This window comes from Oscillospiraceae bacterium MB08-C2-2, from assembly GCA_035621215.1.
Taxonomy (GTDB): domain Bacteria; phylum Bacillota; class Clostridia; order Oscillospirales; family Ruminococcaceae; genus WRAV01.
Window position 1 is genome coordinate 864,646 of record CP141729.1, and the last position, 11,701, is coordinate 876,346.

Below are 11,701 nucleotides of genomic sequence, written 5' to 3' on the forward strand. Positions count from 1 at the left end.
TTTCACTAAAAATTTGGTTAGATTGAATTTTAGCAAAGGGCGGGGCTATTCACCCCGCCCCGCCCTCAACATATATACGTTATCCAACTGGGAAAAAGCTTTTGGTCATTTCAATTTGGCCACAATTTTATGATTGCTTATGCGGAAGGCTTGCGCAGGGTTTTCTTTTTTTCCGGCCCTCTGGTCAGCTTTAACTGCCGTGGCTTACGCTCAGGATCCCGGATGATAACCGGCTCTGCTTCCTTCTCCACCGATTCTTTGGTAATCTGAATGCGCTCAATGGTGTGATCAGAGGGAGCCTCATACATGATATCCCCGAGAGCATCCTCCATAATGGAGCGCAGACCACGAGCACCGGTTTTGCGTGCAATGGCCACATCTGCAATTTTTTCCAAAGCATCCTCGGTAAATTCCAATGCAATATCATCCATTTCAAGCAGCTTTTGATACTGCTTAACAATGGAGTTTTTCGGCTCGGTCAAAATCTTGACCAAGGACTGCTGATCCAAGGAATTGAGTGTTGTAATAATGGGAATACGCCCTACAAGCTCGGGTATCAGCCCAAACTTAACCAGATCATGGGGCTCGATCCGAGTCATCAGCACATCGGTTTCTTTATCCTTTTTCTCAGCCAGCTTGGCGCCAAACCCCAAGGTGGTGGTGTTGATGCGCTTATCAATCACTTTTTCAAGGCCATCGAAGGCGCCGCCGCAAATAAACAGAATGTTGGTAGTATCAATGCGGATGAACTCCTGATTGGGATGCTTGCGTCCACCGTTGGGCGGTACATTGGAAACAGTACCCTCCAGGATTTTCAGCAAAGCCTGCTGTACACCCTCACCGCTTACATCGCGGGTGATGGAAGGATTCTCGGATTTCCGGGCGATCTTATCGATTTCATCCACATAGATGATTCCCCGCTCAGCCTTCTCCACATCAAAGTCGGCAGCCTGAATCAAGCGAAGCAGAATGTTCTCTACATCCTCGCCCACATAGCCGGCCTCAGTCAGAGTGGTGGCATCGGCAACCGCAAAAGGCACATCCAGCACACGGGCCAAGGTCTGGGCCAGAAGAGTTTTACCTACACCAGTGGGGCCAAGCAAAAGAATGTTGGATTTTTGAAGCTCCACATCCCCCTCGTCCTCCATGGCGAAAATGCGTTTATAATGATTGTAAACCGCTACAGAAAGGGACTTTTTGGCCCGATCCTGACCGATTACATACTGATCCAGCACTTCCTTGATTTCATGAGGCCGGGGTACAGTGAATCCGGTCTTGGAAGAAACATTGGGCTGTCTTTCAGAGGGAGAAGGCCGGGGAGATGCATCGTCGTAAATGTTCTCACCATCTAGCACACTCTGGCACAGCTCAATGCACTCATCACATATACACACGCCGGGTCCAGCAATCATGCGGCCCACTTCATCCTGCATTTTACCGCAAAAAGAACAGCGAAGTATACGGTTATCAATCGACTTAGACATAGTCATTGTCCTTTCCTGATGCAGAATCTGGAGGATGCCCGCCCCAAAGCGCCGATTTCCGGTTGCTCTGCCTATAATCCCATACGTTATAGGGATATAATCTGCGCGCATCTATTGCCGCCTTCAGCTTTTGCCATGGGAACATTTTATTTCCCGCAAAACATAACGCCAAGGCTCAGCAAAAGAAAAAACCAAAGTGTGAAAAGAAATAATTCTTCTCACACCAGTTTTTGATTGATAATCGAATCAAACGTTATCTGGAAACAACGATCTTATCGATCAGACCGTAGTTTTTAGCTTCTTCTGCATCCATAAAATTATCCCGGTCGGTATCCCGCTCGATCACTTCAAGAGGCTGACCGGTCTGAGCTGCCATAATGGCATTGAGCTTTGCTTTGGTTTTGACAATATGCTCGGCGTGGATACGAATATCCGAAGCCTGCCCCCTGGCCCCGCCGGAAGGCTGGTGGATCATAATCTCTGCCATCGGGGTTGCAAAACGCTTACCCTTGGTACCGGAGGAAAGCAAAAACGCGCCCATAGAAGCAGCCAAGCCAATGCAGATGGTCGAAACATCGCATTTGACATAGTTCATGGTATCGTAAATAGCCATACCGGCTGTAACAGAGCCGCCGGGAGAATTGATATACAGGTTGATGTCCTTATCGGGATCCTGCCCCTCCAAATAAAGAAGCTGAGCCACGACAAGGCTGGCGGTGGTGTCGTTCACCTCATCGCACAGCATGATAATTCGATCGTTGAGCAAGCGGGAAAAAATATCGTAGCTTCTTTCTCCCCGGTTGGTCTGCTCCACTACCATTGGTACTAAGCTCATATTTGTTGATACCTCCAATGCTGTAATACAGCATTCCCCAAAACGAAAGAATCTTTTTAGGGAATACCGAACAATGAGCTGCGGCAAATCCGGGAGCCCTTGCCTTCAGGCGCAGTCATTATGTATCAGCAGGCTGGTATTACTTCGCCTCGCCTGCTTCTTCGTCTTTTTTAGCTGCTGCTTTTTTGGCCGCAGGCTTTTTAGCTGCCGCTTTTTTAGCAGGTGCTTTTGCGGTTTCCTTGGAATCAGTCTCAGCAGCTGCTTCCTCAACCTCAGTAATAACAGCCTCGCTGCGGATAAGTTCGAGAGCCTTGGTGGTGCAAAGATCAGCAGCCACATCCTTTTCACGGAGCATGTTCTTGATTTCTTCGGCCTTCATGTTATACTGCTGGGCAAGCTTTGCATACTCAGCCTCAATATCCTCGGCGGAGGCTTCAAGCTTTTCGTTTTCAGCGATTTTCTCCAATGCAAGGCGAGTCTTGACCTGACGCTCTGCCTGTGCGGAGAAACCGGCACGGAAAGCAGCCATATCCATGCCGCTGTATTGCAGATACATATTCATGTTCAGGCCCTGAGAAGAAATGCGGTATTCAAAATCCCGCACCATATCGTCAATGCGGCTCTCAATCATAACCGAAGGAATCTCCGCCTTGAGGTTTTCCACAACAACATCCATCAGAGCATTTTCAACTTCATCCTTGGAGCGGTCGTCTCTTGCATCCTGCAGCTTTTTGCGCAGATCAGCACGCAGTTCGTCCAAAGTATCGAATTCGCTGACATCCTTAGCAAATTCATCATCCAGCTCAGGCAGTTCCTTTTCTTTCAGCTCTTTAAGGGTTACTTTAAAGGTGGCAGGCTTGCCTTTGAGCTCCTCAGCGTGATACTGCTCGGGGAAGGTTACGTTAACGTCAAAGGAATCGCCTACGTTTTTACCGATGATCTGCTCCTCAAAGCCCTCGATAAACTGGTGAGAACCAAGCACAAGGTTATGATCCTCGCCCTTGCCGCCTGCAAAAGCAACACCGTCTACAAAGCCTTCAAAATCAATGACAGTGGTATCACCATCCTGAGCGGGGCGGCCCTCCACAGCAATGATCCGGGAGTTGCGATCCTGCATGCGTTCAATTTCCTGATCAACCTCGGCATCGGTTGCCTTATACATAACTTGGTTAACCGCAATGCCTTTGTATCCTTCGATCTCCACCTCAGGCTTCACAGTAACAGTGGCTTTAAAGGTAAAACCAACGGCTTTATCTAAAGTCAGAATTTCAACATCCGCTTTATCCACCGGCTCGATACCGGCTTCTTCCACAGCACTGCGATAGGCAGCGGGATACAGCTCGTTGACAGCATCATCAAAGAAGATGCCTTCGCCATACATTTTTTCAATGATCTGGCGGGGAGCCTTGCCCTTGCGGAAACCGGGCACGGAAAGCTGTTTTGATTTCTGGCGGAACGCCTTATCAACAGCCGCTTTAAACTCCTCTGCGCCAACGGCGATCTCTAGTTCAACGATGTTATTATCGGTTTTCTGTGTGGAAGTCAAGCTCATGAATTACTCCTCCTGTATTTTCCCATCTCTTAATCTTTTTGATTGTAACATAAAAACTGGCAAAAAGCCACAGAATAAATAAAAAATTCTATTTATTGCTTTAACTAAGCCCCATTCCTAATCTATATCCTATAATATTAAAGTTTCTTGGGGCAGAAGTGCAGGTAATCGGCGGAAATCATGGTGTATTCAACCCCATCAAAAAGCCCCTCATGGGCAAATCTGTGACCGCCACCGTGAATATGCCCATAATAGCAGCGGGCTATACAGTGCCGGGCCAGCACCTCCAGCAGTGAGCCGATAAACTGATTGTTGTAAATCGGCGGATAGTGCAGAAAAACCACTTTTTCTCCCGAAAAGCCCTTGGCGGCCGTAAGAGAGGCCTCCAACCGCAGCACCTCCCGGTTGATCAGCTTATCATCGTGGGGCTTGCCGGATTCCATCATCCAGCCCCGGGTGCCGCAGAGTGCTAAGCCCTCGGCCGAGATAAAATTGTTGTGGAGAATCTCAAGGCTGGAAAATCCGTTTTCTTCAAAAAAGCGGCTCATCCGGGAAGCAGAGGTCCACCAGTAATCGTGGTTACCCTTGAGCAAAATCTTGCGCCCGGGCAATGCCTGCAAAAAGGCAAAATCCGCCCGGCTCTCCTCCAAGGTCATGCCCCATGAGGTATCACCGCACAGCAAAACCGTATCCTCCGGCGCAATCTGCTCACGCCAGTTTGTTTCGAGCAAAGTTACATAATTTTTCCACCCGGGAAAAGCATCCATCGCTTTATCGCCACCCAATGAAAGGTGAAGATCCCCTATTGCAAAAACTGCCATGTCATCCCCCAGTTTTATAGTAATGCCTACTGAACAATTTGAAAATGCGACAATAGCAATACTTTGACAGCGTTTTTAAATTGTTTAGGTGCAAGGTTTTTGCCATATTTGGCCAAAAACCTTGCACAAAGGATTTGTGGCGTGTGTCCGCAAATCCTTTCAGACAGTCAATCAATGTATCTGAAACGGCAAAACGGGCTTGTTTTGCCATCAACCAGAGCAAAAATCGCTCTGGTTGCAAATGCGCTTCGCAAAGCGCATTTGTTCAGTGGACATTATAGTAGAACAAAATCAAAACAGATGATCTGTTCGTTCTTTACAGCAATTTTTGCACATGCAAAAGATGCGTCTTTTCCTCCTGAAATAAACTGTAAAGCGGGTTTATTTCAATATGGCTATAAAATGAAATATAATGCAGTAAGCTCGCCTATTATTTAGCGGGTATGTTGCGCACTGCACAGCGGATACTATTAGTGCGGTTATACCGGAGACGTTTTTCAGCTGCGTTTTTACGCACAAACAAAGCTTTTCCTGTATAGCCGGCAGCACACGACAGGAAAGGAGACCCTCTCCCATGCAACTGCAAAATAATTTACCAGGCAATACTCTGCCCGGCATCAAGTGCCATGTGACCAACTGTGTTTATAATGTAGGTCAGCACGACTGCTCCGCTAACGAAATAAGCGTTGGCCCTCAGTTTGCCTCCTGCACAGACGACACTGTCTGCGCCACATTTCAGGCCAAATCCTAGGGTCAACCCCATAAAAGCAGTATAAAACAGTCTTTTTCGAATCGGCGTCCAGGTCATAATTTTGAACCGGCGCAAAATCCCGGGGAATTGTATCCCCCAAAATTAATACTGCAAAAATAACGAACCCCTGGAAAGTCCCGCTTTCCGGGGGTTTTATAACTGTTTAACTTAAAGGCAGCTGGTCATAAAACAGCATATCTGCTATCCTATATTCCCAGCAAAGACATAGCGGTTTCTCCAATGGTCTCACGGGTACAGATGTGATCGAAGCGAATCTCTTTTTCCGGCAGAGAAGAAATCTGGGGAGGAACCGGCAGCCCGGTCAGCTGGTGCAACTGGCGAATCAGCTCAAATTCATCTCCCTGCTCGTCTTTACCAGTCAGAGCGCTGAGCACGCTGCCCACGAATTTATAGGGATTGGCCGTAGAAGCCACAACGGTTTTGGTGGTATCCCCGGTTGCCTCGGTATACTGGCGAAGCACCTCAAGTGCCACAGCCGTATGGGTATCGCACAAGTAGGAATGGCTCTCAAAATAACGGCGGATGGTGGTCAAGGTCTGCTCTTCGTCGCAGCTGCCGCCGAAGAAATCCTGATCCATACGTTCCTTCACATCCGATGACAGCCTGTATACACCGCTGTTGCGCAGGCCTTCCATCAAGCTCTGCACTTCCTGGTCATCCTCTTGATGCAGATGGTAAAGCAGCCGCTCCAGATTGCTGGAAATCAGGATATCCATAGAAGGGGAGCTGGTCATGTAAAAGTCCCGCTCCTTGTTGTAAACGCCGGTTTTAAAGAAATCGGTGAGTACCTTGTTTTTATTGGAAGCACAGATCAGCTTGCCCACAGGCAGGCCCATTTCCTTGGCATAATAAGCGGCCAAAATGTTACCAAAATTGCCGGTAGGAACCGCAATATTGATGGGATCGCCCAAGGCAATCTCTTCATCGGCCAAAAGATCGCAATAAGCGCTGATGTAATACACGATCTGCGGCACCAACCTGCCCCAGTTGATGGAATTGGCGCTGGAAAAGAACATATCCGCATCCGCAAGGCGCTGGATGTTATCGGAATCGGTGAAAACCGATTTGACGGCAGTCTGGGCATCATCAAAATTGCCCTCAATGGCGCAAACCTGCAAATTTTCGCCTTCTTGTGTCTGCATTTGAAGCTTCTGCACATGGCTGACACCATCCCGCGGATAGAACACCAGCATTTTGGTGCCCGGCAGATCACGGAAACCTTCCATGGCCGCCTTGCCTGTATCCCCCGAGGTGGCCACAAGAATAGCCGCCGTTTTGGAGGGATGGTGTTTGTTCAGCGAAACGGTCAGCAGGCGGGGCAGAAGCTGGAGAGCCAAATCCTTAAAGGCACAGGTAGGCCCATGCCAAAGCTCCAGCATATAAGTGGTATCATCCAGCTTGGAAAGAGGCGCCGGACGGTTTTCCTCAAAGGTATCGGTATAAGCGCCCTGCACGCAGGACCATATCTCCTCCGGGGTAAAATCCGGGAGAAAATCCCCTAAAATATTGCAGGCTCTCTGGATATAACTCATAGGAATCAGCTTTTCCAGACGCTCATGAGTTAGCTTGGGAAGGCTTTCCGGCACAAAGAGGCCGCCCTCCTCCGAAATTCCCTGCGCGATCACCTGCGCAGCGGATAGGGATACTTTGTTGTTGCGGGTGCTGGTATAATTCATTGGGCGACTTCCTCTCATGGATTTAAAACATTCCTATAGGGCAGTTCACAGGTTGGCAAGATAGTTCCGGGCATTTTGAAAAAGGATCTTATCCACCACCTGCTGGGGTATGCCTGATTTTAACATAGCCTGCACTAAAAAATCAACTGTTCCTACACCGTGAAGATAATCGGGAACATCCGCCCCATCATAATCCGAGCCTAAGGCGATAGTATTCTCCCCGCCCCGCTCCAAAAAATGATGGATATGATAAAGCAAATCCTTTACTGTACCATGCTCCCCATCCTCACGGATGAAAGGCCGATAGTAGTTCATGCCCACAATACCGCCCCGGCGGACAATTTCATCAAACATGGCATCGGTCAGGTTGCGGCGGTGAGGGCAAATAACCCGAGAGTTGGAATGTGTGGCTAAAAAGGGCTTGGTGGCAAATTCGCACAGCTCCCAGAAAGCCCGGTCGGAAAGGTGGGATACATCCACGGCCATGCCAAGACGCTCCATCTCCCCCACCGCCTGTCGGCCAAAAGGAGTAAAGCCCTCATCCGTGGCCGCCCCGCCTGCAATTTCGTTGGCTGCATTCCAAGTCAGGGTCATGATGCGCACCCCGGCCTCATACAGAACAGCCACCCGGGAAAGCTCTCCGGCCAGCGCAGATCCGCCTTCTACAGTCAGGAAAGCCGCCCATTTGCAGCAATCCAGCGCCTGATCAATGCATTTTAGACGCTCCACCGTCCGGATTCTGTTTCTGTGCTTGCACATCTGCTGGCGATAGGTTTCCAGCAGGGCATTAAAGTATTCCACTGCGGCTCGGCCCCGGTAAGCATCGGGCATAAAAATGGCAAAGGCCTGACACCAGCGGTAACCCTCTGGGAGCTTATTCAGGTTGATATGCAGCCTATCGCTGGTAATATCCAGTTTTTCATCCCGGCACAAGGTTAAGGTATCGCAGTGAAGATCAATGATACGCCGTTCATCCATTGGTATAAGCACCTCCGTCAAAAGCGGCAGGAATCAGCTCACAGTCCACAATCGCTCCTTTTTTGTCTGTAACTACACTGAGCACATCAAAACGTGGCTGGAGTGAGTTGGGAAAGGCATCAAGATAGCAAAGGGCTGTTGTAATGATGCGTTTCTGCTTTGAGCGGGTCACCGCCTCCGGGCCTGTAACCTGACTTCCCTGCCTGCGGGTTTTTACCTCTACAAAGCATATGTAATCTTCGGTAGTCGCTATTACATCTATTTCACCATAAGCACTGCGGTAATTTCTTTCCAGCACTTCATATCCAAGGGAAGTGAGGGCCAATACTGCGTAATCTTCTCCCATTGCTCCCAAATTGGAGGAAGCCTGCGCCGCCCGATTCCACTTTTTGAGAAAGCTTTGCCGGTGGATGGTGCTGGGCCCATGCTCCACCAGTTTTTCATAATGGAGCTTGGTGGGGTAGCCCTTATGTTTGGCAAGGCAGTATTGCGGGTAGCTTTTATCCAACTCCAGCATATAGCGATCCCGGGCCACCTTGGCTAAAATAGAAGCAGCGGCAATACAGGCCGAGGTGGCATCCCCTTTAACCACCAGCCGAGTGGAAACCGCCAGCCGAGGATCAGCGTTGCCATCCACCAGCGCAAGCTGGGGCAAAGTCTTGAGGCTTTCCACTGCCCGGCGCATAGCCAGCTTGGAGGCCTCCAATATATTGAGGGCGTCTATTTCTTTTTCGGTAGCTGCGGCAATACCAAAAGCCACAGCTTGCTCCATAATCAAAGGGAACAAAGCCTCCCGCTTTTTCTCGGATAGCTTTTTGGAATCGTTAAGCCCGGGGATTTCAGGTTCCTGCGGCAAAATAACGGCGGCGGCAAAGACAGGCCCGGCCAGCGGCCCTCTGCCCGCTTCATCCACCCCGCAAAAGCAGGTCAGGCCCTCCCCATAAACAGCATTGTCGTATTCATACAGGCTCATGGAAGAAGGCTCCTTTCAGAGAAATTTTTGAGGCTGGTGTTTTCTCGGCCAATGCCCGCTGAAAAGCGGGCAACCGGCGCTTGGCGCCGAACCATTGGCCGAGAAGGGCTGGCAGAAAGCTAATCCCGCAGGATGGGCGCCTGCTCCAGCGTAATCCGCCCAATGGTACCGCCACGAAATTCATCGAGTATCATGATGGCCGCCCGCTCGGTGTGAACTACACCACCGGGCAGCAGCATCCCTCTTTTCTGGCCAATGGCGGATAACATTTCATAACTGGTTTTTCCTTCCAGCTGCTCCGACTCCATACCATACCGGGAACAGATCAGCTGGGGATAGCGCTGCCAAAGGAGCTCCAGCAGGCGCATGGCAAGGGCTTCCAAATCCATAATATCGTCCTTGACCGCACCGGTAAAGGCAAGGTATTCCCCCACCTGCTTATCATCAAACTTAGGCCAGAGAACACCAGGCATATCCAAAAGTTCCATGCCGCTCTGCAGCTTCACCCACTGCTTGCCTCGGGTTACACCGGGGCGATCCTCCACCTTGGCCCGGCGGCTGCCCGCCATCCGGTTAATGAAAGAGGATTTGCCCACATTGGGCACCCCCACCACCATGATGCGAATAGGCCGCCCGCTCATGCCTTTTTCTTCAAGGCGCTTGAGCTGAGCAGCCAGCGTTTGCCGCACAAGAGGCACAAAAGCCCCCAGACCCTTTCCGCTGCGGCAATCCACAGCCAGGGCGGGGACCTGACGAGACATATAATAAGCGCACCAGCGCTGGCTTTGCAGCTCATCGGCGGTATCCGCCTTGTTGAGCAGAATAATGCGGGGCTTATGGGCCGTGAGCTTGTCTATTTCAGGGTTGCTGCTGCTGTGAGGAATGCGGGCATCCCGCAGCTCGACCACAATATCCACAAGGCGCATATTTTCCCGCATCAGACGGCGGGTTTTGGCCATATGGCCGGGGAACCACTGTACACTGACCGCTTCCATTAAAACAAATCAACTCCTAGCTGTTTGGTATACTTATATAGCGTCAAAACTGTATAAAAGTTTTGACGCTGCGGACTTGGCCCGCAAACACGCCTTGCGTGTAAATGCGTATGAAGGCAGTATAGACCGTCTATGGCGGTTGGAGGGTGTAGAGAAAAGTCTACACCCTTTATGGGGGGCATCCAATTCCCCCCGGATTGCGCCGCTCCGGCGCAAAGAATGGAATTCCTGCGTCGAAATCAATTCGGCTTCGGAAGAATTAGGCATCAAAACCATAAGGTCTTCAAGTTAAAGGCAGTTATGTCTACAGTCTGAGGCCGCCTATGGCGGTCAGCGGCAAATTGCCGCTGTTTAAAGCTGCGTTGCGGTTTTAAACCTAACCAACTATAAGGCCAACTTCTGAAAGTGCCGGCCTTATAGCTCTATAGCCAAAAGGCACCAATGGCAAATTCAGGATAAAAAGCCGCCTCTTTCAAAGGGCATGATACGGAAAAACGCCCTGCCTAAAACATATCGCTTATCAATCATGCCAATATCACTGTCTCGGCTATCCAAGGAATGGTTCCGATTGTCTCCCATTACAAAGACAGTTCCCTCCGGCACCGTTTGGGGGAACTCCACATCATACTGAACATAGGTTGGTTCAAAGGTATAGGGCTCCTCCAAAGGCTGGCCATCCACGCTGACAACACCCTGCTGAAAATCAATATCCACCGTTTGATTCTCGGTTGCAATTACTCTCTTAATCAAAGGCTCGGTAGGCTCACTGATACGGGTTACCACCACAATATCCCCTTGCTTTGGCTCATAGAGGAACCGGCTGATCAGCAAAGCATCCCGATTTTCTAAGGTAGGGAACATAGAATCGCCGTTGACTCCGGCTGTGCGCATAACAAAGGTAAACAGCAGCACAACAAAGACAACCGCCATTACAAGAGCCTCCACCCAATCAATCAGCTCTTTTTTATAGACCGATACCTCACGTTCTTCCTCTTCGGGATAAAGGCCGTCGTTCATGGTATCACTCCTTTGATAAAATAAGGCCCGCAAAGGCTTTTGGGGCCTCTGAATAAAAACCTGTGTAAAGCAGAAAAAGGGGCCATATGGCCCCTTTCCTCATCACATTCTTAGCGAATGGCTTCTTTAACCTTGGCAGCCTTACCCACACGATCTCTGAGATAATACAGCTTGCCTCTGCGGACACGGCCCTTGCGAACAAGCTCAACTTTATCCACGTTAGGGGAATGGATCGGGAATACTCTCTCAACACCTACACCGTGGGCAACACGGCGAACGGTAAAGGTTTCTTCAATACCACCGTGCTTCTTGGCGATAACAGTGCCTTCAAAGGCCTGAATTCTTTCTCTTTCGCCTTCCTTGATTCTTACATGAACGCGGACAACATTACCCACGTCAACCACAGGAATTTCCTTTTTCAGGCTATCCTGGGCAATCAGCTTCAAAGCATCCATTTAATGCTCCTCCTTAATTTACGGCATTCATTCTCATTTTGGAAATGACAGAGGAATACCTGTTTCAATGTCATGGCCGTAGGGCTGTGGCATGAATCCCCCCTGTTTTTTGGACAGGAGTCACAACATACGGTGATATTATA

Annotated in this window: 12 protein-coding genes; 2 read left to right on the forward strand and 10 right to left on the reverse strand. The window is 49.7% G+C overall.

What is annotated here, in order from left to right; translation table 11 throughout:
* Positions 1-137: 137 nt before the first annotated feature.
* The 4 genes from clpX to U6B65_03800 form a co-directional block, all read right to left on the reverse strand.
* The gene (clpX, locus tag U6B65_03785; GenBank protein WRS28910.1) at positions 138-1,484 is read right to left on the reverse strand and encodes an ATP-dependent Clp protease ATP-binding subunit ClpX; all 1,347 of its coding nucleotides are present in this window, start codon (positions 1,482-1,484) and stop codon (positions 138-140) included.
* Positions 1,485-1,737: 253 nt separating this feature from the next.
* Complete coding sequence (gene clpP, locus U6B65_03790; GenBank protein ID WRS28262.1) at positions 1,738-2,319, reverse strand: ATP-dependent Clp endopeptidase proteolytic subunit ClpP; 582 nt, start codon at positions 2,317-2,319, stop codon at positions 1,738-1,740.
* Between the two features lie 139 nt (positions 2,320-2,458).
* A complete protein-coding gene (gene tig / locus U6B65_03795; protein ID WRS28263.1) occupies positions 2,459-3,871 on the reverse strand; it encodes a trigger factor in 1,413 nt (470 codons plus the stop codon).
* 137 nt (positions 3,872-4,008) lie between these two features.
* The gene (locus U6B65_03800; GenBank protein WRS28264.1) at positions 4,009-4,692 is read right to left on the reverse strand and encodes a metallophosphoesterase; all 684 of its coding nucleotides are present in this window, start codon (positions 4,690-4,692) and stop codon (positions 4,009-4,011) included.
* A gap of 99 nt (positions 4,693-4,791) precedes the next feature.
* Between U6B65_03800 and U6B65_03805 the strand changes: the two genes are divergently transcribed.
* The gene (locus U6B65_03805; GenBank protein WRS28265.1) at positions 4,792-5,130 is read left to right on the forward strand and encodes a hypothetical protein; all 339 of its coding nucleotides are present in this window, start codon (positions 4,792-4,794) and stop codon (positions 5,128-5,130) included.
* A gap of 136 nt (positions 5,131-5,266) precedes the next feature.
* Positions 5,267-5,443 carry a DUF1540 domain-containing protein gene (locus tag U6B65_03810; GenBank protein ID WRS28266.1) on the forward strand — a complete coding sequence of 59 codons (177 nt, stop codon included), beginning with the start codon at positions 5,267-5,269 and terminating at the stop codon, positions 5,441-5,443.
* A gap of 206 nt (positions 5,444-5,649) precedes the next feature.
* On the opposite strand, the gene thrC is transcribed toward U6B65_03810, so the two are convergent.
* The 6 genes from thrC to rplS form a co-directional block, all read right to left on the reverse strand.
* Positions 5,650-7,140, reverse strand: a complete 1,491-nt coding sequence (gene thrC / locus U6B65_03815) for a threonine synthase (GenBank protein ID WRS28267.1) — start codon at positions 7,138-7,140, stop codon at positions 5,650-5,652.
* 45 nt (positions 7,141-7,185) lie between these two features.
* On the reverse strand, positions 7,186-8,118 hold the full coding sequence (locus U6B65_03820; GenBank protein ID WRS28268.1) for a membrane dipeptidase: 933 nt from the start codon (positions 8,116-8,118) through the stop codon (positions 7,186-7,188).
* Positions 8,111-9,091: a ribonuclease HII gene (locus tag U6B65_03825; GenBank protein WRS28269.1), complete on the reverse strand. Its 981-nt coding sequence runs from the start codon at positions 9,089-9,091 to the stop codon at positions 8,111-8,113. The genes U6B65_03820 and U6B65_03825 overlap by 8 nt, the downstream gene beginning before the upstream one ends.
* A 119-nt stretch (positions 9,092-9,210) precedes the next feature.
* Positions 9,211-10,086 carry a ribosome biogenesis GTPase YlqF gene (ylqF, locus tag U6B65_03830; GenBank protein ID WRS28270.1) on the reverse strand — a complete coding sequence of 292 codons (876 nt, stop codon included), beginning with the start codon at positions 10,084-10,086 and terminating at the stop codon, positions 9,211-9,213.
* 450 nt (positions 10,087-10,536) lie between these two features.
* A complete protein-coding gene (gene lepB, locus U6B65_03835) occupies positions 10,537-11,103 on the reverse strand; it encodes a signal peptidase I (protein WRS28271.1) in 567 nt (188 codons plus the stop codon).
* Between the two features lie 110 nt (positions 11,104-11,213).
* The gene (rplS, locus tag U6B65_03840) at positions 11,214-11,558 is read right to left on the reverse strand and encodes a 50S ribosomal protein L19 (protein ID WRS28272.1); all 345 of its coding nucleotides are present in this window, start codon (positions 11,556-11,558) and stop codon (positions 11,214-11,216) included.
* Between the last annotated feature and the right edge of the window lie 143 nt (positions 11,559-11,701).

What these genes read in the sequence shown, in the direction of transcription:
- clpX (WRS28910.1), bottom strand. Translation starts at nt 1,484, where the DNA reads ATGTCTAAGTCGATTGATAACCGTATACTTCGCTGTTCTTTTTGCGGT.
- clpP (WRS28262.1), bottom strand. Translation starts at nt 2,319, where the DNA reads ATGAGCTTAGTACCAATGGTAGTGGAGCAGACCAACCGGGGAGAAAGA.
- tig (WRS28263.1), bottom strand. Translation starts at nt 3,871, where the DNA reads ATGAGCTTGACTTCCACACAGAAAACCGATAATAACATCGTTGAACTA.
- U6B65_03800 (WRS28264.1), bottom strand. Translation starts at nt 4,692, where the DNA reads ATGGCAGTTTTTGCAATAGGGGATCTTCACCTTTCATTGGGTGGCGAT.
- U6B65_03810 (WRS28266.1), top strand. Translation starts at nt 5,267, where the DNA reads ATGCAACTGCAAAATAATTTACCAGGCAATACTCTGCCCGGCATCAAG.
- thrC (WRS28267.1), bottom strand. Translation starts at nt 7,140, where the DNA reads ATGAATTATACCAGCACCCGCAACAACAAAGTATCCCTATCCGCTGCG.
- U6B65_03820 (WRS28268.1), bottom strand. Translation starts at nt 8,118, where the DNA reads ATGGATGAACGGCGTATCATTGATCTTCACTGCGATACCTTAACCTTG.
- U6B65_03825 (WRS28269.1), bottom strand. Translation starts at nt 9,091, where the DNA reads ATGAGCCTGTATGAATACGACAATGCTGTTTATGGGGAGGGCCTGACC.
- ylqF (WRS28270.1), bottom strand. Translation starts at nt 10,086, where the DNA reads ATGGAAGCGGTCAGTGTACAGTGGTTCCCCGGCCATATGGCCAAAACC.
- lepB (WRS28271.1), bottom strand. Translation starts at nt 11,103, where the DNA reads ATGAACGACGGCCTTTATCCCGAAGAGGAAGAACGTGAGGTATCGGTC.
- rplS (WRS28272.1), bottom strand. Translation starts at nt 11,558, where the DNA reads ATGGATGCTTTGAAGCTGATTGCCCAGGATAGCCTGAAAAAGGAAATT.